Genomic DNA, 24,830 nt, shown 5'->3' with positions numbered 1-24,830 from the left:
TAATGGTTACACCCCCCAATTAATTGTCGTAATAAACCCAGAATTTGGAGGTGCGATTAATCATTTGGGTGATCAGCATGATGACAATGAATAATAACCAGGCCAATGTCGAGGCAAAGCCCATCTCATTGTACTTAAATCCACTGTTATAAATATGCATCATGTACGTGTACGTGGCGTAGTTCGGTCCGCCCTCCGTCAGGATGTAAGGCTGCATAAAGATTTGAAAACCACCAATGATCCCCATTACCAAATTGAAATAAAGCGTAGGCGTTACCAAAGGTAGGGTAATGCGCGTAACCTGAACCAAGCGGCTCGCTCCATCGATCTCAGCACTTTCATATAATTGCGCCGGGATGTCCTGCAGCCCGGCAAGCGTAATGATAATGGAATTACCGATCGTCCAGATTCCCATGATAATGATCGCAGGCATCGCCCATTTCATGTCGCTTAACCAATTCGGCCCCGAAATGCCGAACAGAGAAAGAGAGTAATTCACAAGGCCGAATTGTGCGTTAAAGATCCACCCCCACAATAAAGTGACCGCGACGCCAGAAGTGATGTAGGGGATATAAAAACTGGTTCTGAAAAATCCTACCCCTTTGATCCTTTGATTGAGCAAAAGCGCAATCAGGAACGCCAAAGCCAAGCTCACCGGCACGGAAACCAACACAAAATAAAGCGTATTCAGCAGAGACTTATAAAACAGCGGATCTTGCGCAAGGGCCCTGACGATATTGGCAAAGCCGATAAATTGGCCTGAGCCCGTCATATCCATATTCGTAAAGACCAATACGACGGAAAAAACCATAGGATATAAGGTGAAGATCAAAAATCCCAAAAGCCATGGCGAGATAAAGAAAAAGAATTGCCGTTCTTCTCTTTTTTCGATGTTGTTTTTTCGCGCCTTCATCATTTCGCCTCCGGCTACTCGAATTTATTTCTTGCCCTGATGAATGGAGTCCAGAGCGGCTTGGATTTGGGAAGCATGCGCTTTGGCCGCCTCTTCAGCCGATTTGCCCTGAACCGTTACCTGCTGCCACGTTTGCTCGTATAAGTCTCCCGCTTTAGCAATGGCTCCTCCCCAAGGGAACGTAATGGCGTCTTGCAGTCCTGTCACAAAATCCGCCATGGAGATCTCCGTATTTTCGATTTTTAAGTTGGCAAATGTCTTCTCGGAAGATTCCTTCGTTGCCGGAAGATTTACTTTACTATACAAATCGCCTACTTCTTTATTCAGGGATACCGTTTTGATGTAAGCCCAAGCCGCCTCCTTGTTTTTGGATTCCTTGTTCATAGCGAAGCCGGTCTGGAACTTAATGTTGACGGTTTTCCCGGATGGATCCTTCGGAGGCATCACGATGCCCCATTGAAAGTTGTTCCCGATGTTTTTGGCGATCGTTGACGCTTCAAACAAGCCCATCGGGTACATGGCCGCTTTTCCGGCCGCGAACATCTGATCCATGGGCATGCTCTTTGCAGCCGCATCGTCCGGCATCGCTCCCGCTTTCACGAGGTCCCCGAACAACTGATAGCCCTTCACGGTATTCGGGTCATCCAACGTTTGCTTAGTCCAATCTTCATTATATGGACTTCCACCGTATACAAACGGCGCGAAGCTTTGCAGAATCCAGTGCGAAACGATCCCGTAAATCCGGCTCGCCCCCTCGCCTGAGGAAACCTGCTTTGCGATACCTGCAAACTCATCCCAAGTCCATTCATTCGTCGGATACGGTACGCCAGCTTTATCAAAGATGTCCTTGTTGTATGCAATCATGAAGTCTGAAGCTGTGGTCGGCATTCCCTCCCGTTTCCCGTCGGAATCCACGTATCCCCCGTCAACTCCCGGTGTGAATAAGGACTCCAGCGCCAGGTTATCTTTCTCGATATAAGGCTTCAGATCTTCAAACCATTTGGAGCGAAGGCCTTTCCAATCGGGTGACATCATGATCACATCGCCAGCATTCCCTGCCGCTAAGGCCGCATCCAATTTCACGTCAATATTGTCGGCCGGCAGCCAAATCTCATGGACTTTCACTTTTGGATAGAGTTTCTTGAATATTTGAGTGGTCTTTTTTCGGGTCTGAAGCTCTTCTCCGCCCCCCCAACCAAATACAGTGATTTCGCCGGAAACCTCTTGCCCTTTCTCTGTATTACCTGTACCTGACTGGCTGTTCGACGGCTTGCCGTCCCCACTGCAAGCCGTTAGTGTCATCATTAATACGCCGACCAGCAGAAACACCACGAATTTCCTCATTTTCTTCCCCCTTTGTATTTGCACTAATGATTTGTGCTGTTTTTGTTAGCGTTTACAATTTTGATTATTACTTTAAAATTAAAACTTTAATGAACTGTATTCAATGACACATCCTAATGAGTTATTGATATATTGTAATATTTCATATTTCTCCTGGGCTAAACTAAAAAGAATAGCCTAACCCCCTGTATGCGGAAGGTTAGGCTATCCTTTTTACTACCCGGGTTGACCTATTTAAATAGATCCGGCAATATGTCATAAATGTACTGGTTAACCCAGTTCCAAGCATGCGTGCCGCCATCGCTTACGATGAAATAGAAATTCCCTTTTTTCGTATCCGATGAATAAATGAAGGTATCCGTTAATTGCTTCATGGCATCTACTTGAGGCTTCAAGTTAGGATAAGCGATATCCAGACGGCCTGTGGCACAGAACAAGTAGAAATCTTGCGGCTTATAACCAGATTTTTTCACAACATCAGAAAGGTATTTCGCGGTTTCCTTTGCCTTGGTGCTTCCTGCACCCTGACCTAATACCCAGCTGTCACCGCTCAATGGCATATAATATTTGAAGTAGTCAAGGCAATGGATAAAGGTATACCACGTCGTGACCGAACCCATGGAGAAGCCGCCGAATGCCCGATGCGCTCTGGATGCTTTCAAATCGTCCAAACTTGCGGATTTCGCATAGGTATGATACTTGGTTTCCACCAGTGGAAGAACGTTATTGATCAATTCCTCATGGAACAAGGCCGCATCATTCTTTCCGCCATAGACTGTAGGCGTCACCACAATAAGCGGTTCAATATCACCGTTGGCAATCATATTGTCCAGAATTTTCTTCAGTTCTTTGCTCTGACCGGGTCCGCCGAAAATAAGATTCTCATTTTCCCCGCCGCCATGCATCAGATATAGAATATTATATTTCTTATTCGCATCGGATGGGTCATAGCCGTACGGAAGATAAACATTCAGTTTCTTATCGTCTGTCCCATTTTTCAAATTAGGTGCTTTGTACGTCAGGCTTTCAATGGTTCCCGGCTTAGTGCTCTCCGTCCGATATTGATCCGGAACCGCCTTGAAATATTTCTCATTGGCGGCTTCTTCCGTCAGTTCCAACTTACTAACCGCCTCTTTTATAGCCGCATATTGAGCATCCATTTGGGCTTGGGTGGCTTTTTTGTCGTTGAGGAGGTTTTCATTAAAGACATTCATCACCGCGTCCGTTACGACACTTGCATTTTTATACATTGTGGGATCAAGCTTCAGCGTGCTCTTGACTAAATTCATGAGATCATAGGGGTTGAGTCCACTTTCTGCACCCTTGGTCTTGCCGGTAAGTACGACTTCGCCAAATTTTCCCGTATCGTTCCATGCGCCGCCTGTTGAATCGAAAACATTGAGGGTCCCGACTCGTTCCGTTTCTTTCGCATCATTAATCTGCAATTCGATGCCAAGCATCTTGCCATTTTCCGGCTTTGTCTTGAGTGCAATTCTGGTTTCGAGGACATATCCGTCTTGCACCTTTTTCGCTGAGGTGTTAATCCGCTCGGCATTTCCGTTGTCCACAGACAGCGCATTTTCATAGTTTACACGGATATGCATATCGTCTGTGCCATAGTCTTGTGTCTTGTCATGGTTCTCGTCAAAAAACAACTCCATCGAATCCTGCATATATGGCGCTGTGGCTTTTACAGATAGGTTCTTATCTTTGACTACCGCAAGAATGTACAAAGCATGATCATCCCATAAAGCTTTAAAAGTAGCCGAAGCCTCAGCCTTGCTTGATACATTTTTAGGAGAAACCGCTGGTGCGTTGCTCCATACTTTATCTATGTTTCCGTCAAGCACGGGCGATCCGAAATAGGCGACCATTCTGCCTTTGGAATCCAATCCATTCTTATCTACAGATACTTTTGCTGGTTCCGATGACGGTTTGACCCCAGGCTTATCTTTCGCTGCAGCGGCAGACACACCCGCCATCGAGCCGGGAACACTCGCAAACACCATGGATACAACAGCTAACATAGTCACCGTAGTCTTCATGAATAGCTTTGTTCTTTTCTTCAAAAATATCTCCTCCTTCTGTTTTCACACGACTTTTCCGCCAGCGTCGCACCATTTCAACCACTCCCACTCGAGTGCGTCGCTCCCGAAAACGGGGACGTGCTTGCGGCTATGCGGCTTGCGTGGCCGAGAGTTGGCACAACCTCCATCGTTTTTAGAAGCGCTTTCATCTTTATGCCTCCCTAAGAGAATTGTTGTCACCTCTCTTATTGTAGGAAGCAATTGCCAATTACTACATTCAAAATCCGTGCATGCGCTTTCAAAATTTGAACATTTCACTGCGCTTGCTCAGGGTTCCCAATATTTGGGGAAGAAAGAAACTAAATTATTCCTGGAGCATATTTACAATGGACCGGATTACCGCTTCCCGATCAAATGGCTTTACTAGGAACCCCCTTGCTCCAGCCTTAATTGCATCCACGACCATCGCTTGCTGCCCCATTGCCGAGCATATAATTATTCTTGCTTGAGGATCAACAGCTTTTATGTTCCTCACTGCTGTAATTCCGTCCATTTCCGGCATGGTAATATCCATTGTAACCAATACAGGTTTATGTTGCTGGTATGCTGTAATAGCTTCCATACCGTTTTTGGCTTCCACAACCTCAAATTCCCCGATCTCTTCAATAATTCCTTTCATTACGAAACGCATGAAAGCTGTATCATCAACAATCAAGATTTTTCTCATTATTTTGACTACCCCTTGTTTCAAAAATGTTTCAAAGCAGCCTATTCCATCTCTTCTAAAAAAATTGAATAGAGGTCCCTTCCAATTACAAGGACCTCCATCCATTTCATTTTCTGATGTTAAATCAATTTGGATTTCTGCAGCAGTCGTTTTACAATAGCCGCTACTTCGGCTCTGGTGATGTTCTCCTTCGGAGCAATCCGATAGTCTTCTCTCCCGGTAACAAGACCCGCTTGCACGCAAGATGCGATGCTGCCTGCTGCATATTGCGCAGATTTATCCGCATCCGCAAATTCGCTAAGAAGCTTCCCAATCTCTCCGTCGGCAAAAGAAACATGCAGTCCGGTAATATTCATGACCCTTGCAATCATCGTCATCGCCTGTTCACGGGTAATCGTGTCCATCGGTCCAAAAGCATTGGCCGTATAGCCGGCAATAATTTTGTAATCAATAGCCGTTTTGATATAGTCACTGTACCAAGCGTCAGTTTTTACATCGGTAAAGGGATTGGTGCCAACTCCCGGTTTCAGACCCAAGGCCCTTACAACGATAGCTGTGAATTCTGCGCGGGTGATTGCCCGGTTTGGTTCAAATCTGTCGTCGCCTACACCGGTAATGATCATCCGGGAACCCATATCGTTGATTGCATCCTTGGCCCAATGGTTGGCTGCATCCTTAAACTCCAGCGGATGCCACACCACGGTGTACAAACTGTTGGTCAAACTGTTGATCGTTGCGTAATACTTGCCGTCAACGACAGTTACTTTTGTCGGAACATGTCTGCTTGTTCCATCGGGGTCCACCACGATGCCGGTTGTAATTTTGTTTGGATCCACTCCGTCCGGGATGGCAATGGTTCTCTCCACATAAGCGTTGAATTTTTCCACGCCTACGGTTTTGCTTCCGTACGTGCAGGTAATGTTAAATTCTACGGGAGACGTAACGATCATGAATTCGCCTTGCTTTGCAGAGCTTTCCACTGCACGAATTTGAGCTTCTTTGGGTTTTGCAACTTCAATGCTTACTTTGATGTCTTTCAGCTCCACATTGCTGCCGACTTGTTTCGATATCGCACTGATATTGATCTGGTTTGCAGGCAGTGTATAGGCAAATGTATCTGTCTTAAGCTGAAGAACTGCATTTTTGCTTTCCATGTTCTTAATCATTTGCCCATCCAATATTCCGATTTGAACATCGGAGTTTGTTTTGACAGGGATGGTCACGACCGCATGGTCGCCTTCGCTTTGCAGCTTTTGCTCAAGCTTTTGCGAATCGACAGCAATGGTCATAACCGTCTGATTATCCCGTGTGGTTGTCGTTGCCTTACCCGCATTCTCTGTTTTTCCGTTTACCAAAACGTCCACGCCCGTTTCGGTCGGAGCAGGCGATGCAGGTCCAGAGCCACCTTGATTCGATGGAACATAAGGAGCTGTCGCATTTGATGGTGCAGATGGAGCGTAAGGAACTACCGCGTTTGACGGTGCAGATGGAACACCGGTTCCTGCCGCGTTGGTTGCCGTTACGTTAAAGGTATATGTCGTACCGTTGGTCAATCCGGTAACCGTGATCGGGCTGCCTGAACCGGTAGCGGTGACATGGCCCGGTACGGAAGTGACTGTGTAGCCTGTGACGGTGCTGCCGCCTTGTTCTGCCGGCGGAGTAAAGCTCACTGTTGCTTGTCCGTTACCCGCAACCGCCTTTATCCCCGTCGGTGCTCCCGGTGCGGCTTGCGGAATGGCGGAGACTTCAGACGAGCTTGGGCTGTCTCCACCTTCGTTTGTTGCCTTTATGACAAAGTAATAGGTTGTACCGTTGGTGAGGCCCGTTGCTTCATAGCTGTATTCGGAACCAGCCACCGTTACAGGTTCTGCCCCATATGATCCGGAGGTGGTGGATTGATAGATTTTGTAGCCAGTGGCCCCCGGTACAGCATCCCATTTTATAGTCGCCTTTCCATTTCCGGCTGCTGCTGTTACATGAACAGGCGAGCTAGGGGCTTTACCCAAATCTTCAAGAGCTTCATCCAGCTTGGGATTCAAACTGCTGTTCATTTGAACGGTCTTTGTTTCTCCGGCCGCCAAATCACCTATTTTAAACGTCAGATGAATTCCTGTATCATCTACTGTTTCCGCCTTCAGCAGTTTACTGCCATCTTCCTGCCACAATGCAGCACTATAGGGATCCAATAATGTTGGCCCGGCAATGGCAGCCCTTGCAGAAGAATCAGGCGACATGAATATGAATGGCTCCTCAGTTACTGCACCTTTGGCTATGACGATTGCACTGCTGTCTGCCAGAGGGTTGCTGGTTACTGAATTTTTCGTGTCATATGAGCCTTTTTTATCTAAATCCTGATCAGGATCTACCGAGCGTGTATATCTCACATCGTATAACGCTGCATCACCCAAGTTTCTTGCTGATATTTTGGTTTTGAACACCTTGTCATTGACCCCAAACCAGATTTCCTGTGTTAATTCCAATCTTCCATCCGGAGTCGTTCCTTTAATGATTGCTTTTAAAGTACTTCCCGAGCTTGCATCCTCTGTGGTTATATTTGTTAACCCCTGAGAACCCCCGTTGTAGTTTGCCAACACGGTGGGCGCTCCTTCTACTGTTAGCTTAAAGCCCAGTCCAAATCCCTCCGTCGGGGATCCTGGCAGGAAGAAATCCCCTGTTGTCGGAGCCTCTCCCATGCCAAAACCGTCGCCGTCGACTCTCATACCCAGCTTGTTTCCATACATTCCTGCGGTATGAAATCCCTTCGGATCAGCAGGTGCAAGCTTAGGCGCCGCCACAGTTGTGCCGAAGTAGCCTGCGGGTGAAATACCCAGCTCTAAGTACTTTCCTCCCAGAAATACATTTCCTTCTTTTGTCATATGTCTGACATCTGGATCACCAGGATTTGCTCCTTCGACTGTAATCGCATAGACCTTCAGTGTTGTCCCGTCCTCAGCCAGCACCGCCAGCTTGTCTCCTCCAGCAAGCGTATCTTCGTCGGCTTTTGCTTCTGCAGTCTTAAAGTCTTCCGGCGCATCCATTTTCGTGCCTGCTTGTACAACCTTCCAGTCTGCTCCTGCAACCTTGATCAGATTGTCTAGAAAGGTCTCTACAGTTACACTGTCAGTAATCTGCGTCTGATCGGTACTGATGGTATTCGCACCATCATTCACAAGATAATGTGTTCCTGCTGTTTTTACTGTTGCATCAGAAGATGCCGGTATATCGATAACCCCTACTGATTTCGAGTTCGCCATCATCCTTGAATCGCCCGAAAGCAAATATGCTTTGATCGTATAATGACCTTTTCGAACATTCTCAAAACCAAGACGATCAACTCTTACTGTTTCATTCTCCTGTGCAGTAGTAAATTCATACTCTGCCACACCTGCATTACTACCGTATTCATCTATCAAATTCAGTTGGAGAACAAACGTTTCGTTACTATGAACTCCAAGAATTTCGAACTCTGTTCCCAATCTATGCTGTGCTTGGTCAAAGGCCGCTTTCCCCGATACAATTTTACCGAGACTGTCGGAACCACCATCAATAACGAGTTGGCCCCAATCTACAGTTAAAGAATAACCTTCCGCAATGGTGACTTTCACCGTGTTATTCCCTTGATGAACATCCGCAATGGGGATATTGAAGCTGGAGGTGCTCCATACATCGTCTGCTCCACTTAAGTAGCCTATAGAAACGCCATTAAAAAACACTTCATCAGCTTCGCCCAATTCCTCGTCTACATCAAAAGCACTAATCAGCAATTCTGCTGAAGTCTGAGGAGCACTACCATCCACATTAATATTGAATTCTATGTTTTGAGCCGGATTTTCTGGATCTTTGTTCGATATCTTGGTATCCAAATCGTGATCCGGAATAGGGGTTACGCCGTCTTCATCCAAATTATCCTCGGTAGTGATATATGTTTTCCCCACATTCGCTGCTCCGGGATCGGTAACCGTAACACTACCCGGCCCTGTTACTTTAAACTTGACATGACCTTCAACGTGATTCTCAAAGCTGGTCATCACTACATAATATTCTGTTCCTTGGGTCAGAGTTTGATTAAGTATCGCTGAAGTATAATCTCCGCTAAGAGGCGTATCATCATTAGCTGAAAGTACATTTGCCAATGGATTCTCTGGATCAAAGCTATCTTTATAGATCAGCAAATATGTGTCACCGTAACCATCAGATAATTGTGCGTCCGTAACTTCAACACTATATTGACCGGTAATGCTTGGAACTAACTTCCTAATAAAATAATTTCTTAGGGTAGATTCATCTCCAGTACTAATTTGCTCTCCTGTATATACCGCTCGAGATTCTTCAGGAGTACTATGGGGAGCGACAGGTCTTATAAACGTTTGGTTAGTAGTTAAGTCGCCTTCAAAGTTTGTTACTACAGATAAATCTATTTTCAGCAGCTCGGCGTAATTTTTGGAAGAGCCTCCTTCTATGCCGCTGGTGCCATTCCCCAATTGACCGAACCAATTGCCTCCCCAGGAAATAAGCTTTCCTTCCTTTAGTGCTAATGAGTGGGTCTCTCCTGCTGCAATGGTATCATTAGCGCCCAGCACAAACTGACTTCCGTCACTATTTTTCACTGGCAATGGGCGGTTGGATTGCGGAATTTCCTCGTTTGTTGTTAAATTTCCCAGTTGCCCATATTCATTGATTCCCCATGCCCAGACCGTTCCATTATCGGCCACAGCAACGGTAAAATCGCTGCCGCCATAAATTTGTCTTGCTTTAAATGGAGAACCGTCCTTATTCAATACCCGCTGAGGGAGATACTGCTTGTCAGCATCGGTGCCATCACCTAACTTTCCGCTGTAATTCGACCCCCAAGCCCAAACCGTATCATCTTCCGCGATCGCCAAAGTATGACCAATTCCTACAGAAATAGCTTTTGCTTTGAAATCCCCGCCATCAGCACTCAGCACCTTACGGGGAAATGGCTCATAACTTGTCTCGGTGGTATATCCTAATTGGCCATCATAGTTTGCGCCCCAAGTCCAGACGGTTCCATCGTTCTTCAAAGCGACAGCGTATTCCCATCCAGCCGCAATCGCTTTTACATCTCCGAAAGGCAAGCCCTCTGGTTCTTCTAATACTCGAACGGGGATATTGCTATAATCAACGCTAGTTCCATTACCTAATTGATATTTACTGTTTTGACCCCAGGACAGGACATTACCGCTATTAGTCAGCGCAATAGTGAAGTTATCACCTGCTGCAATAGCTTTAATATCTGCCAGTTGGTTTTCTCCCTCCGGACCATAAACCTGTTCAGGTACCGAAATCGCACCCGTACCGTTCTGCCCATTTCCAAGCTGTCCAGAAGCATTATATCCCCATGACCACACCCTGTCGCTTGCATCGATTGCTACGGTGTGATCTCTTCCCAGAGAGACAGCTTTTACTCCGGTAAAATCGTTACCCTCTGCGTCTTTGACTTTTACAGGAATACTCCGGTTTGTGTTGGTGCCATCACCTAATTGACCAAATTCATTTCTTCCCCAGGTCCACAATTGGTTATTCTCATCGATCGCAGCGCTTTTATATCCTCCTGCAGCAATGCTTTTGAATGAACTCGGAGGTATTGCTTCAGAGGCATAACTCGTAGCTATACCGATGCCCATGTCCGGAATCATTCCCGTGAACAAAGTGAAAATAATCAAATATGCTGCTAATTTCTTGAATAGCCTTTTCCTATACATACATCTCCGTCCTTACCATTGATTGAATTGGATTTGAATTTTATTTCCCAGCGAATCATCAATATTCTACATGACCACCTGTTGCAAAAATGTTGCAAAATTCGACAAAAGCATAGTGTGAACTAATGTTAATTTAAAAAATAGAAAAAACCCGTCGTCATATTCAATGACACGGGTTCTCCGACAGCAAATTTGATAAGCTTTCATGACTTGACAAGACTGGCAAATACCTTTTGGATGGATTCGCCCGGCTCGATTCCGAGCTCCTTGTTAAGCATTTCTCTGTATTGAACATAGTACTTCTCAGCGTTTCGCTTGCCCTCAAGCATGTAATGAAGCTTAAGCGCCATTTCTCTGGCCTCTTCGTCATAAGGCTCATATTTAATCAGTAATTCAATAATCTGTAACACCTTGAGAGGTTCCGAATTAACCCTCTCGAAATATTGCACCAGCTTCTTAGCTGCGCTGTAAAAAAATCTGTGATAGCATGCCCTCAAGGGCTCGCACCATTCGCTGTCGATGGCTTCAAGCAGCATGCCGCGATAACCGGAGATGGCCCGATTGAACTCGTCCGCATTTCCGGGCTCAATCTCAACGGAGCCCATCGCCAGCTTTTCCAGTTCAAAAGCATCCACCATAAGCTCCCTGTCAATACAGCATAGTTTGTAACCGTTTCCTGTCGAGAAGATAGATACTCCCGTATGATGTTCTCTTAGGGTTTTATTCAATCGGCTTATGGTGCTTCGCAAATTGATATCTGCTTTTTCCTTCGTTTTCTCTGGCCAAATGGCTTCCATGAGCTTCCACTTGGATATTTCACTCTCTTCTCTATGCAGCAGGATGAAAGCCAACACTTCGGTGCACTTCGCAGTCATCCAATGAATTGGATCTTTATCATCTCCGACATACATGGACAGCTTCCCGAACAAGGACACTCTAATTGTCCGGCTGCCTTGCTTCGGTTGATCCCCCCTAGTCCCCTTCCTTCGTTTCTCTACCCTCGCTACCGCCCGCATAATATCCTCATTCATAACCGGCTTTAAGAGGTAATCCAGGGCATTCACCGAGAACGCTTCGATGGCGTATTGATTATAGGCGGTAATAAACACGATTTCACAATCATGTCCTTGTGAATGTACCCTTTCTGCCAGCTCAAGACCGCTGACTTCCGGCATGTCAATATCCAGAAACAATACGTCAGGCTTTAGCAGTTCTATCTGTCCTAGAACCTCATAGGGGTTGGAGAAATAACCCAAAACCTCAACACCCGCTTGGCTCAGCAGTCTACAGATCAGTTCTGCGGTTAATATTTCGTCATCTACGACTATTGCTTTCAACATCGCTTGTCCTCACCTGTTTCCATAGGCAATCCTTGTGCCGGAATCCTCATGACAACCACTGTTCCCCGTCCTGTAATACTATCAATCCATAAGCCTTGACCATAATGGTTGATCAGCCTTTTATTTACGTTTTTCAAACCGACGCTTCCTGTGGAAATCCTCGGCTCCAGCAGGGTTTGAAGTTTTTCCCGAGGTATCCCCAACCCATTGTCGTTTACTGTAATGATTAAATCGTTGTTTTGAATCTCCGCAGCTATGTTGACCTGTCCCCCGGAAATCCGTTTCATTAGCCCGTGACGTATAGCATTTTCGACGATCGGTTGGATAATAAGAGCAGGAATTCTTAATCCCAGAGCCCGCTCCTCAATACTGAATTCAACCTTCAGCCTGTCTTCGAATCGGGCTTTTTCCAGCTCCACATAAGATTTCACCAGAGAAATTTCCTTTTTTAGGCTGAAAAATGACTGATGGGGATCCACATCAAAGGTGGTACGCAAGTAGTGGCTCAACTCCGACAAAAGTATCCCAGCCCGTTCCCCGTCACTATAGCACAAAGAAATAATAATGCTTAATGCATTATATAAAAAGTGCGGTTTGATTTGGGATTGCAGAAACGCCGTTTCCATTTTGATGGTATCTTCGACGGCTTCCTTCATCTTCCGGAGCGTTCCGACTCTTGCTTTCAGTTCCTTTGAATCAAAGGGCTTTACCAAAAAATCATTGGCTCCCGATTGGAATCCGATGGTTATGTCCTCCGGGGTGTTCCTCACAGTTAATAGCAGGATTGGAAGCTCATAGATCGAATACTCCTGACGGATTCTCCTGCATACCTCATAGCCGGACATCCCGGGCATCATTACATCTAGCAGAACGATGGATATATCTCTATGTATCTTTAGGATCTCCAACGCCTTGTCGCCATGATAAGCGAACAGGATATGATACGGCTCCATAGCGAATATTTCCTGCAATACCTTGATATTCGCAGGCTCATCATCAACAATCAGGATCTTCAGTTTCTCCGTACCGTTCTGTCCAATAAAGCCTCCCGGCTGGCCAGCAACTGTTGGTTTATCAAAAACGAGGTTCATGTCAGGAATATCATCCGCAGGAGCTATGTTTCCGTTACGCTCCATCTGATGAGCTATCATTTGACCTTTAGCAGCTATGGGAAGCTTTACGGCAAAGCTCGAGCCCTTTTGTGGCTCCGACCAATTCAAATACACATCTCCGCCCATCCGGTCTGCAAGCATTTTGGAGATGGAAAGGCCTAGCCCCGATGAATTGCTATCCGTAAAATTAACTTCCCCGGTATGCATATTGCCCTTAAAGAGCGCTTGTTGGGCCTGCTCATCCATTCCGATTCCCGTATCCTCAACATGAATAATGATATAACCGTTCACAGCCTCCGCTTTGATCTCCACAGATCCGTTTTCCGTGAATTTCAGCGAATTGCCTAACAGATTTACGATAATCTGCTTAAACCGGTTTTCATCGGCAAAAACAAAATATTCACCTGCAGGCACGCGGTTCAACAGCTTTACTTCTTCACCTTTTCTCAGGTACTTGAGAATCTCGATAACCGCCTGAATGGCCGCATTGATGTCAAAACATTGTGGATACAACCGAAGACTTTGATTCCGTAAGCTTTGAAAATCGATGATGTCGTTTACTAGACTGGATAACCCTTTTGCAATGGATATGATGTACGACAGGTTCTCTTCCTGATTCTTGGAATAATGTCCTGAATTTTGATTGAGAACGGCTTGGGCTAGATTGATAATTCCGTGCAAAGGTGTCTTAAACTCGTGGGAGGTGTTGATCAGAAACTCATCCTTCAATTTGTCCGCTTTGATCAGCTGCTGACTCATATGCTCGAGATCCTTGTAGGCCATCGAATACTGACGGACGAACAAAGCAGAAATGCCCGCCAATATGTATACCAGCACCAGCATAGGAATAAGGTATCTGTTAATTGCCGAAAAGTAAAATAGAAATGCACTGATGAGCGAAAGAATCACAAGCAATATCCCGCATAGTAGAAAAATCGATGATGTCTTGTTCAAGTTGCCGTATTTTTTATTCTTGATTGCGATGAAAACCAGTATCGCCATGAATGCGTAAGCGATGACGTACGTTGGGCCCGTGATCATTTCCACGATTGAGATTTGCTTGGTTGGTGCTATCGTAATCAGGACCACATTGACAGACATGACCCCTGCAATGATTCTCATAAACTTGCTTGGAACGAAATCCTCCCCCAATTCCCGCAGCAGCAAGCCCGCGAAGATGACGCTTAAGCATAACGTCACGATCCTTAACCTCAGAACTAGCATGAATGGAAGGAAGTCGAATAGCTGGTTGAATATTTTTTCGTTCCCCGTCGCAGTAATTAAGGCATAAGCAAAACAGAAAAAGCTAAAATAGAGAAACCCTCTATCTCTCTTTTTCCTAAGGTATAGGGCAAAAAAATAAATCCCGGGTATAATAAGACACGATATTTCCAGCACATCAAAACCAATTGATTTTACATATGAATCCAATATGGTATCTTTACTTCCCAGATAAATATTCTGAATAATTCCCCCATTATAGTAATCTAAATTGGCTACCTGGATGACAATATCCATTGAACCGACATCGTTAGGGAAAAATACAACCGTTGGAACAACGTTGCTTTTATATCCATCCTTAAAGCTAGCAGCTGGGTTCCCGCTTTTCCCCACTTCTTTCCCGTTGACAAAAATCCTGCTTGAAGACCTAATGTTTAAGGTCTTTAATCCATACATATAAGTGCTTTGATTTGCTTTAACCGTTAATCGGTATGTTCCGATTCCCCGATCCTTAATGACATTTCGGGTCTCCTTGGTGCTCCAGTGATTTGGAACCTTAACATTCAGTTTCTGCAGCGATGGATTGCTATTGATTTCCTCAGGGGTCAAAAGGATATTAGGATAAAACTCCCAATACCCATCCAATCTAACATTCCCATCTTTACTAAAATTCCAATCAGAAAGATCTATAAGGCCATTTATACATTCAGGTTCTTTTACCTTGGAATATTCGTGGAATAATGAATTAACAAGGAGGATGAAAAAAAATATAGTCACCATGACTAAAACAACTATTTTAGCAGGATTCTTCAACTTCATACCTCCAAGTAACATTTGAACACAATCACCTTAGTCTACAACTAATTGTGGTTGAAATCTAGACATGCTGATTTGTAGATATATAGACAATTTGTATATTGTTTTTATGAAAAATGATAGAAAGCGTATTGCTAATCATCCATATTAAGGATTGTTGACCACAGACGAATTATAGATTCGTAGTTATGATTCAAACTTGCTGCTTAAAATTCTTTTGTCTACAATTTTTCTACATAAAAGGCAAAAACCCGCTGACAAAGCGGGTTCTGAATATGGAATCAGGGGGGCAACGCTATATAAGTTTCAGCGGGTGTAGCCTGATAGTTTTAACGTCACCCTATAGGCGTCCTCAACTATAGTAAACGTAAATATAAATCAAATGTTCTATGCAAAGTTTTTGTAACCAGTTGTAGGAATAATTCGGGGTCGCCAGTAGTACGGGCAATATCCAATGCAGAGTAATAATCAGCTCGATCCTCTTTTTCTATAACAATTGGAGGGTAACCGTTCTTCATTAATGCAAAATTCAACAGTAACCGAGCCGTTCGGCCATTGCCATCAATAAACGGGTGTATTTTCACAAACTCAATATGCAAGAAAGCGGACCGTTCAAGGGGATACAATGCTTTTTTGTGTGGCATTTCGTGCATGTCAAGCAATCATCAGTCACCTCTTTTAATATCAACAGAATAATAGATTGGTATACAAAAAAGGCCCAGCATTCGCTTAATGAATGGCTGGGCCTTGATACTCCTTAACTGATAATCTTCAATTTTGTCGTTGAACGGTATGTTGCTTTGATGATGCGATAACAGAGCTTAATCCGATGGGGTGCAGCATCTACCTTTTCCTTAAGATAACTGAACGCCGAGCGGTTACCGCGTTTTGAGTTGCATTCGCTGCATGAAGCAAGCAAATTTCGAGGAAGATCCGAGCCGCCTTTGCTCGAAGGAACAATATGATCTACCGTCGTTGCAGGACACCCGCACCACAAACATTGGTAACGGTCCCTTTTTAAAGCCACATTCCGATATTCTCGAAATAAAAATGGGTTATATAGCAATTGGATGGTCTGCTCGTCAATCCAGACGGCACGCGCCCGGTTCACTTCCCGCCAAGCCCGGTGCAGCAAGCATGGGGTCAGTTCCTGGCCATCCGCATTAAGAACGGTGATCATGATTTAATACCTCCTATGTCTCATCGTTGTATAACCACTGAACTTGGGTTCGTGGTTATGTATGGCGGAGGTAATGAGTTAAGAATGTTCAGAATGTTGTCCGGAACGGCGCCAAACTTGATTTTACCGAACACACCCGAAGCATACAACCGGAAATTTTCCCCGTTAGTGGCAAAATACCGACAAGCAAGCATGGTAGCCAAGTTCCCCATTATTATTTTATTGGTATCTGAAGTTCGGTAATAAAGTCTTCCTCCTTGGCTGAAGCATAATTATTGGGGAGTGAAAATTCGTAAACACTATTTCCAGTTGAAAATCCCGAATCATCGTAAGCTTTTTTTAGCTTGCAGAAATAATCATAGTATTCAGTTTTAGACCATTTAAAAGCAATACACAAAAACGTACCTTCTGGAATGGAATCGACATACACATCTGATGGTAACGAAGTTAAGTCAGTTTTAGTAATAGCAGTATATAGGCTGCTGTAATGAATTTCTTCCGTAGAATTATAGTTTTTTAGAGGATAAACGCACCCACATAAAGGAGTCATAATGGTTCCTTCTTCTTCTAAAGCAAAGGAAATCCCCCTAAAATTTTTATTTGAATGAAAAATATGCTGGAGATACAGCCTTATTGTGGGTTGAATGCCCACCCCGATGTCTCCATTCCGGAAGAATTTCCAAATCATCACGCTATGGTCCTTGCGAATTTGTTGGGAGTCGGTGATCAGAAATTTGTTGCTGAGATCCCTCGTATTTTCAATCCTGATCAAGTAATCTTTGTAGGATTAAATGATATGTTCGAACCATTAAACTCCGAACCATTCCGTCATATGAAATTAGTCCATATTGGCCCGGATGAGATCAAACCAAATAGCACTAAGGTGTAATCCAATGGTTGGACGAGCGAAAACCTTCAAAGGTTATTATTCACTTCGACCTGGATGTTTTAGATATGAAAGAATTCCGTTCTCTCCTAGTGGCATACCCAGGCACATACGAGGAAAATAAGAAACGGTTTCCCTCTGGTTCAAGTATGGAAACCATTATTCGAGTATTACAAGATGTAGCCAAATCCTATGAAGTGGTCGGATTAGGTATTACCGAACATTTCCCTTGGGATGCTTTATTTTTACAAAACATGCTGTCCCGCCTCCCCCTTATTGGCGACATTAATAAGAATGAACATCCTTCATTTCACATTCTCTAATGGGATCTGCATAGGACACATTCCATGGTACCTATAAATGAACTGTGACCCGTAAGATGGACACTTTGAAAACAGTGACCCGCTTGCGGGTCATTGTTCGTAGAGCAAAGTAAGAATCACGGGAATCCAGAAAGCTTTAATTGAACTTAGTGCTAATCTACAATCGGTATGCAATTTCCTACAGGAAAGAAGAACCCCCGCTCCAGGAGCGGGGGGTTCAGTATGGAAGCGAACCATTAGGTTGGTATGTACATTAGAAAGAGCAAGGTTGGAACAGTCATAGCCCTCGGTTGTTGCTATACTAAAGTCAACCGTACGGGGAAGGAAATGATGAAACATTGAACTATAGTACAGATCTCAAACGCTGTATTGAGTTTATCGAAGCCAATATTAAAGAAAGGTTGACTGCCGAAACGATCTCTCAGCATGTTGGATACTCCTTGTATCACTTCTGTAGGGTTTTTCAGTTATGCATGGGAGTGCCTGTTATGGAATATGTCCGAAAAAGACGGTTGTCCATTGCATCAACAGAGCTATATAAAGGTAAACGAATTCTCGATATCGCGCTAGATTATGGTTTTGAAACCCAGAGTGGATTTACAAAAGCATTTCGTAAGGAATTTGGATACAGTCCCACGCAGTATGCCGTAAGAAGGACTGAATTCCAAGAGTACATGTCTGAAACAAAGAAGACTTTTGAACATGGAGGCTGTTATATGGTTCCACAAATTATTACAAAACCATCCTTCAAAATTGCGGGCTTTGGAATAACGACGAATATTTCAGATGGGAGCTTTACTAAAGATGTTGCCGCATTCTGGAACAATTACGATATTAATGGTTGGGAGTGTAAGTTGTATGACCAACTTAATCCTCCAAAACACGGGGAAGTTGGAATATGTGTGCCGGAGTCCAGGGACAGCGATAGTTTGATCTATTTACTTGGAGTAATCGTTGAAGACTTTGAAAAAGTGACTCCAGACATGATAACACTTGAAGTACCTGGAGCTACTTATGCTGTCTTTACCACACCTCCTGTAGATGTAACGGTCGGTGGCAAGAACGGCGAAGCTAATCAGGAAGACTTTCCAAATGCAATAAGACAAACATGGCAGTATATCTTCCAGGAATGGTTCCAAGATAGCGGTTATGAATATGATGACACGAAGCTGGACTTCGAATATTATGATGAGCGGTGTCATTTCCGCCCCGACACAGTGATGGACATCTATGTACCCGTAACTCAGAAGGCACAATAACTGAGCACGAGATATGGAGGCTGTTTCCCTATATGGGATACAGCCTTCTTGTTCTTTAATATAGGTTTTTGCCCATCTAAGTTATCCAAAGCAACGCCGCACAAGTTTTACAGGTGTAGCCACGGTTCTGATGCATCCAGCGGAGCCTACATATTATCTTTCTTCAGAGTATTTTTCCAAAATAGGAGCGATCTTCTCTAACGAATACAATCCTTTTGCAATATCTACTATGAACTCCACTGCATATTGACGTTCCATTCTTAGATGGTATCCATTCAACATTAAGAATGACTTTGTAACCAGATAGGCTGTACGCTTATTACCATTGTGAAAGCAATGGTTTTTGACCAGAGATTCCAGTAAAGCGGCGGCCTTGTCAAATAAAGTTGGATAAGCGTCCTCTCCAAAAACACTTTGCTGCGGCCTATGTACCACAGAATCCAGCAGGCCGTGATCCTTAACACCCGCTTGTTCTGCGTCGTTCATTCTTTTTATTAGAAAATAGTGCGCTGAAATAACCTCTTCTATGGTAAGAAAGTTAATCATATCATCGATCCCTTAAGTCCTCAAGAATGCCTGTATCTTCTTCAAATACATCGAAGAACGCCTCAAGCACTTCTGGCCGAACATGATCAGGCAGATGTCCTTGCCGCACTTTTCTCAACACCACTTCACCGCGATCATTTTCGATGAACTCGATTTCATCCCCTTGCGAAACATCCAGCTTTTCAGCCAGTCTTTTAGGCAAGCTTACTCCCAGGCTATTGCCCATCCGTCCTATTTTACGGGAATAACGGGTCACATTCGGTTTATCATTCGTCACTTTGACCACACCATTCATTTGATCTTTTCCTCCTATAGTATGATCTACACTCAACAAGTTATACCTTATAACAGTTATAACTTTTATAACATATGTACATTTTATCAAAACCATTTACAAATTAAAAGCTAAGCTCACACCTGACATTTTGATATGTCGAAGGCACTGTGCAACTGTAGGCCCCAAGAATGCAGAAAGACCACCTTTTCAGGTGGTCTCACTGATACTGAGTATGGAGGCGAGGGGAGTCGAACCCCTGTCCGAAGGCAACGCCACATAGGTTTCTACGGGTGTAGTTACAGTTTTGATGTCACCCGAGCGCCGCCCCGTAACCGGCTACGCTTTGGGTCAGCCTGATTGTCTTCTTCAGCACACCGCAGGCGGAGATGTGACAGCGTATCCCACTAAAGTTGGGCCCTATTCCCGGCACATGGGCGATGCAGAGATAGAGCTAGCTCACAGGTTATTAAGCTGCGAAAGCTAAGTTGTTGTTTTGTTTGCCGTTTAATTGGCTTTAGCGTTGATGAAGCGGACGCGTCCCCACTACCCGCTACCCATGCTCGATCTACCCCCGTCGAATCCAAAAACGCCCCCGTAATAAAAAGGGGTCTGGATTAAGGTTGCAGCCGGCAAAGGCAACTGCTCACGTCACGTTCCTCCTGCTTTCAAGGATTGTGATCGTGCTCTTTCTTACATTCATAGTATAGCATGTTTGAACGAACTAATGTTTATGGACTTCATGGAAAAAGAGGCAATTTCGTTTTCAGTAACCAAACCGCCACGACTCCAAAAGATGGCGCCCGGACTTACCCGGTTCCTAAGCTCCGATAATGCTAACTACCTCGCCACTTTCTGCTTCTCGCGAAGCGCGCGCTGGATATCGCGTTGAGCGTCCTTTTTGGCAGCAGAATCACGCTTGTCGTATTGCTTCTTCCCTTTGCCGAGGCCCAGGAGCAGCTTGGCGTAGCCGTTTCGGATGTAAATCTTCAGCGGCACGATCGAGTAGCCTTCTTGCTTAGACAAGCCGAGAAGCTTGTTGATCTGGACTTTGTGCATCAGCAGCTTGCGTGTCCGCGTCGGATCAAGCGGGTTATACCGATTACCTTGCTCAAACGGGCTAATATGCATGTTGTGAATGTGAATCTCGCCATTTCGAATCGTTGCGAAGGCATCGCCAATGTTCACTCGGGCATTACGAATCGATTTGATCTCGGTCCCGGTGAGCACCATGCCCGCTTCGTAGGTGTCCTCGATGAAATAATCATGGGAAGCTTTTTTGTTCTGAGCCAGTACCTTGCCATCATTTTTCTTCGCCATGTTTCATCCTCCTCGTCTCAATTCATAGCTTCAAGCTATCACAAATGCTAATTACACCAGACATTAATTGTAGCAACTCCACCGATCAAAATCAAGATTGGCACCCCTACATCGTATGTTTTAGCACGAAACCCTGCACCCAGAAGCTGTACTCCAAAAAACACACGAGATCAGAAGGATAACATCTGCAAATGACCGGAAGGTGCGATGTTGTACTAATAATGATACTAGTCGGAATTAGATAATTGGAATATGTTCTTTGTACTCTCCACCATTAAGTAGCACCTGTTTCGGTTTCGGTTTGGTTTCTGATGCTGTGGATGTTGTTGCCACTGTTGCTGCTGTGGATGTAACGAACTGAATAAGCGCTATTTGTGCATTTTAGGCCCTTTCAAAAATCTAACGAACTCAGGACACCTTATTTGGCTACTTGGCATGCAGATAGGGCTGATTTTGTGAAAATAGCGATTCCTGAGTTCGTTAGATCTGATTTTGACCTGGTTTTCGCAAAATAAGCGCTATTCAGTTCGTTAAAACGTTGATAGGACTAGTCGGGTGGGTGCTCGACGGTGTTGGCACTGATGTTACTGGTGGTATCGATGTTACTGGTGTTACTAGCGTTGCTGTGATCTGCTGGTGCGGCTGGAATACTAGTGTTACTAGTGTTACTAGTGTAACTGGTGCTTATGGTGCTTATGGTGCTTATGGTGCTTATGGTGCTTATGGTGCTTATGATGGTACTGGTGTAACTAGGTGCTTATGATGGTACTGGTGTAACTAGGTGCTTATGGTATTGGTGGACAGGTGCTGCTGGTGTTGCCGGTGTTGCTGGTGGAAATGATGCTACTGGTGCGCTAATGTTACTGATGGTGTTGTGATATTACTGGTGTTATTGGTTTACTCATGCTGCTAATTACTTAAACTACGGCTGCTGGGTAGAAGCGGTTATTTGAACCGTTGAGCGACCATGACCAGTACAGCGCCAGTACAGCACTACACATATTATGAAAAAAGAGTACGGCCCTACTCAAAGCAGGGTCGTACTCTCCACATCATTTTTTCTTCTTGCGGACAAACGCGGCGGTGGCGTTGCCGCCGCCGCTCTTGCCCTTGCCGCCGCCCCGCTTCTTGCGCGGCGGCTCGTCCCCACCGGCGCTGCCGCCTGCGGCGCCGGTGAAAATCCCGCTCGCGGAAGTCTTCTTCCGCCGCGAGCGTTTGCCCTCGCCGGTGGCGTATCCGCCACCACCGGCATCGCGGGCGACGGCGACCGACCCGGAGGCATAGCCTCCCTTGCCGGAGCCGAAGCCAAAGCTCGCCGCGGGCGCTCTGCCCGCCGGCTCGCCCGCACCTGCGGCTGCGCCGCCTGCACCGCCGCGGCGCCCGCTGCGCTTGCCTCCGGCCGCGCCGTTCCCGGCGGCCGGAGCCTCAGCCGCGGCCCATAGCGCCGCGGCTTTGCCCTTGCCTTTGGCGCCACCGTTCCCTTTGGCGCCACCCTTGCCATACTTGCTACCGCTCTTACCGCCGTGCTTGCCGCCATTTTTGCCATGACCGCCGCCGCCATTCTTACCGTTGCCGCCACGGCCGCCCTCAAATCCGCCGCTGTGCCCGCCGCGGCCACCGCCGAGTAGCTCGCCGCCGCGCTGGCGGGGTTTCATGTCGACCATCTCGAAATCGATGGTATGGTCGTCCATGTTGACGCGAGCGACACGTATTTTCACCTCGTCGCCGATCCGGTAAATCTTCGATGTTCGCTCTCCGATCAGCGCCATATGCTGCTCGTGGAAATGATAATAATCGTCCGTCATCGCGCTAAGCCGGATAAGCCCTTCCACCGTGTTGTCGAGCTCGATAAACATGCCGAAGCTCGTCACGCTGCTGATAATACCCGGGAATTCTTCCCCAACCTTGTCCAGCATAAATTCCGCCTTCTTGAGCTGCTCTGTGTCTCGCTCGGCCTCTACGGCAATACGCTCCCGCTCGGAGGATTGCTGCGCCATATCCTGAACCCGGCTGGCTAGGTATTCCTGTCTTGCTTCACTCAACGTTCCGCCGCCTTCGATCACCTCCCGGATGATCCGATGAATGACGAGGTCCGGGTACCGACGGATCGGCGAAGTGAAGTGAGTGTAGTACTCGGCCGCAAGCCCGAAATGGCCGGTGCTTTCCGCATCATATTTCGCCTGCTTCATTGAGCGCAGCATCATCGTACTGATGACCGTTTGCTCCTTCGTCCCTTGGATATCTTCAAGCAGCGTCTGAAGTGCCCGTGGGTGTATCTTGTTGCCTTTCCCGCCCTTGACCGCGTAGCCGAAGTTCGCGACAAATGCCATAAAGTTCATCAGCTTTTCCTGATCCGGGTCCTCATGAATCCGGTAAATGAACGGCACCTTCAGCCAGTGGAAATGCTCCGCCACCGTCTCGTTAGCTGCGAGCATAAATTCCTCGATGATTTGCTCAGCTATGGAGCGCTCTCTTTTGATAATGTCGACAGGCTTTCCGTTTTCGTCCACGATCACCTTCGATTCCTCAAAATCAAAATCGACCGCGCCCCGCCGCATTCGGTTCGCCCGTAGCTGCAAAGCAAGCTCCTCCATCAGCTTGAACGTATCAACCAAATCGCTGTACCGCTCGGTAACTTCGGGGTCCTCGCCCTTTAGAATTTTGCGCACGTTCGTATAGGTCATTCGCTCCTTGGTACGAATAACACTAGTGAAAATATCGTGCTTCACGACCTTCATCTGCTCGTTGAACTCCATTTCGCAGGAGAGCGTAAACCGGTCCACCTTCGGATTCAGGGAGCAAATCCCGTTTGACAGCCGGTGCGGCAGCATCGGAATGACCCGATCGACCAGATACACGCTGCAGCCACGATTGTAAGCCTCCTGATCAAGCTTCGAATTCTCACGCACATAATAGCCGACGTCGGCGATGTGCACACCGAGCCGAATGTTCCCGTTTGGCAGCCGCTCGACATTGACCGCATCATCCAGGTCCTTGGCGTCCTCGCCGTCAATCGTTACGATCACTTTATCGCGAAGGTCCCGCCGCCCTTGGCGCGTAATATCCGCTTCATCGATCACATCCGGAGCAGCTTGTGCTTCCGCCATCACGTCCTCGGGAAAAGCCTCCGGCAGCTGATGCTTACGGATGATCGACAAAATGTCGACGCCCGGGTCATCCTTATGCCCAAGAATTTCTGTGATCTCACCAACCGCGGCAGCCCGGCCTTCGGGATACTCCACGATTTTCGCGACGACCTTCTCCCCGTCTACTGCCCCGCCAAACGCTTCCTTCGGTATAAAAAGATCCCGGTTGATCCGTTTATCATCCGGAATGACAAAGCCATAGGTTTCGTTGTTCTGGAAAACGCCGACAACCTGAGTGACCGCTCGGTGCACGATACGCACCACCTCGCCCTCCAGCTTGCCGCCTCCGGCGCTTTTGGAGCTGACGCGAACCAGCACCGTGTCTCCGTTCATTGCGCTTTTCAAATCATTTGCATGAATATAGACATCCGGGTGATCCCGATCCTCCGGAATCAAAAATGCAAACCCCTTGGCATGCGCCTGCAAACGGCCGCGTACGAGATCCATCCGTTCAGGAACTCCGTATCGGTTCGTTCGGGTTAATATAATTTGTCCTTCCTGCTCCAAGCGATTCAGCAGCGTCAAGAACGTCTTGAAATCGGCGGCATCCGCAATGGCAAAATGCTCCTCAAGCTCTTGATACGTCATCGGTTTATAGGCGGTTTCCCGCATAAAAGCAAGCAGCTCAGCTTCTGTTATCAAATGATTTCACCTCAGACCCGGCTTGTCCTTA

Annotated in this window: 16 protein-coding genes and 1 other RNA gene; 2 read left to right on the top strand and 15 right to left on the bottom strand. The window is 46.1% G+C overall.

Annotated features, from left to right (window positions below; genetic code table 11):
• Positions 1–19 precede the first annotated feature (19 nt).
• The 10 genes from ACFQ3W_RS03255 to ACFQ3W_RS03210 all read right to left on the bottom strand — a co-directional run bounded on the left by ACFQ3W_RS03255 (position 20) and on the right by ACFQ3W_RS03210 (position 17,055).
• Positions 20–916 carry a carbohydrate ABC transporter permease gene (locus tag ACFQ3W_RS03255; protein WP_379316570.1) on the bottom strand — a complete coding sequence of 299 codons (897 nt, stop codon included), beginning with the start codon at positions 914–916 and terminating at the stop codon, positions 20–22.
• Positions 917–937: 21 nt separating this feature from the next.
• Positions 938–2,257, bottom strand: a complete 1,320-nt coding sequence (locus tag ACFQ3W_RS03250; RefSeq protein WP_379316568.1) for an ABC transporter substrate-binding protein — start codon at positions 2,255–2,257, stop codon at positions 938–940.
• 230 nt (positions 2,258–2,487) lie between these two features.
• Complete coding sequence (locus tag ACFQ3W_RS03245) at positions 2,488–4,326, bottom strand: sugar-binding protein (protein WP_379316566.1); 1,839 nt, start codon at positions 4,324–4,326, stop codon at positions 2,488–2,490.
• Positions 4,327–4,648: 322 nt separating this feature from the next.
• Positions 4,649–5,014 carry a response regulator gene (locus ACFQ3W_RS03240; protein WP_379317195.1) on the bottom strand — a complete coding sequence of 122 codons (366 nt, stop codon included), beginning with the start codon at positions 5,012–5,014 and terminating at the stop codon, positions 4,649–4,651.
• Positions 5,015–5,130: 116 nt separating this feature from the next.
• Complete coding sequence (locus tag ACFQ3W_RS03235) at positions 5,131–10,695, bottom strand: RCC1 domain-containing protein (RefSeq protein ID WP_379316564.1); 5,565 nt, start codon at positions 10,693–10,695, stop codon at positions 5,131–5,133.
• A 242-nt stretch (positions 10,696–10,937) separates the two neighbouring features.
• Positions 10,938–12,074, bottom strand: a complete 1,137-nt coding sequence (locus tag ACFQ3W_RS03230; protein WP_379316562.1) for a response regulator — start codon at positions 12,072–12,074, stop codon at positions 10,938–10,940.
• Positions 12,068–15,016, bottom strand: a complete 2,949-nt coding sequence (locus ACFQ3W_RS03225) for a hybrid sensor histidine kinase/response regulator (protein WP_379316560.1) — start codon at positions 15,014–15,016, stop codon at positions 12,068–12,070. Before ACFQ3W_RS03225 ends, ACFQ3W_RS03230 begins: the two co-directional genes overlap by 7 nt.
• A gap of 563 nt (positions 15,017–15,579) precedes the next feature.
• The gene (locus tag ACFQ3W_RS03220) at positions 15,580–15,876 is read right to left on the bottom strand and encodes a Fic family protein (RefSeq protein ID WP_379316558.1); all 297 of its coding nucleotides are present in this window, start codon (positions 15,874–15,876) and stop codon (positions 15,580–15,582) included.
• A gap of 104 nt (positions 15,877–15,980) precedes the next feature.
• The gene (locus ACFQ3W_RS03215) at positions 15,981–16,403 is read right to left on the bottom strand and encodes an HNH endonuclease (protein ID WP_379316556.1); all 423 of its coding nucleotides are present in this window, start codon (positions 16,401–16,403) and stop codon (positions 15,981–15,983) included.
• 214 nt (positions 16,404–16,617) lie between these two features.
• Positions 16,618–17,055: a hypothetical protein gene (locus tag ACFQ3W_RS03210; protein WP_379316554.1), complete on the bottom strand. Its 438-nt coding sequence runs from the start codon at positions 17,053–17,055 to the stop codon at positions 16,618–16,620.
• Between the two features lie 245 nt (positions 17,056–17,300).
• Here ACFQ3W_RS03210 and ACFQ3W_RS03205 point away from each other — a divergent pair, with 245 nt between their 5' ends.
• Together ACFQ3W_RS03205 and ACFQ3W_RS03200 are read left to right on the top strand one after the other, a co-directional pair.
• Positions 17,301–17,612 (top strand): hypothetical protein, encoded by a 312-nt coding sequence (locus ACFQ3W_RS03205; protein ID WP_379316552.1) that lies wholly within the window; start codon positions 17,301–17,303, stop codon positions 17,610–17,612.
• 338 nt (positions 17,613–17,950) lie between these two features.
• A complete protein-coding gene (locus ACFQ3W_RS03200) occupies positions 17,951–18,871 on the top strand; it encodes an AraC family transcriptional regulator (protein WP_379316550.1) in 921 nt (306 codons plus the stop codon).
• 153 nt (positions 18,872–19,024) lie between these two features.
• Here ACFQ3W_RS03200 and ACFQ3W_RS03195 read toward each other — a convergent pair whose 3' ends face one another.
• The 5 genes from ACFQ3W_RS03195 to rnr all read right to left on the bottom strand — a co-directional run bounded on the left by ACFQ3W_RS03195 (position 19,025) and on the right by rnr (position 24,799).
• Complete coding sequence (locus ACFQ3W_RS03195; RefSeq protein WP_379316548.1) at positions 19,025–19,417, bottom strand: type II toxin-antitoxin system death-on-curing family toxin; 393 nt, start codon at positions 19,415–19,417, stop codon at positions 19,025–19,027.
• 1 nt (position 19,418) lies between these two features.
• Positions 19,419–19,712 carry an AbrB/MazE/SpoVT family DNA-binding domain-containing protein gene (locus ACFQ3W_RS03190; RefSeq protein ID WP_379316546.1) on the bottom strand — a complete coding sequence of 98 codons (294 nt, stop codon included), beginning with the start codon at positions 19,710–19,712 and terminating at the stop codon, positions 19,419–19,421.
• A gap of 212 nt (positions 19,713–19,924) precedes the next feature.
• Positions 19,925–20,288, bottom strand: a transfer-messenger RNA (tmRNA) gene (gene ssrA / locus ACFQ3W_RS03185).
• 243 nt (positions 20,289–20,531) lie between these two features.
• Positions 20,532–21,011, bottom strand: coding sequence for an SsrA-binding protein SmpB (gene smpB, locus ACFQ3W_RS03180; protein ID WP_379316544.1), 480 nt, complete (start codon positions 21,009–21,011; stop codon positions 20,532–20,534).
• Positions 21,012–22,063: 1,052 nt separating this feature from the next.
• Positions 22,064–24,799: a ribonuclease R gene (gene rnr, locus ACFQ3W_RS03175; RefSeq protein ID WP_379316542.1), complete on the bottom strand. Its 2,736-nt coding sequence runs from the start codon at positions 24,797–24,799 to the stop codon at positions 22,064–22,066.
• Positions 24,800–24,830: the final 31 nt, after the last annotated feature.

The sequence above is a fragment of the Paenibacillus puldeungensis genome, assembly GCF_042678945.1.
GTDB classification, from domain to species: Bacteria; Bacillota; Bacilli; order Paenibacillales; family Paenibacillaceae; genus Fontibacillus; species Fontibacillus puldeungensis.
The sequence above is the reverse complement of the archived record's forward strand: the minus strand, read 5'-3'. Positions and strand labels throughout refer to the sequence as shown.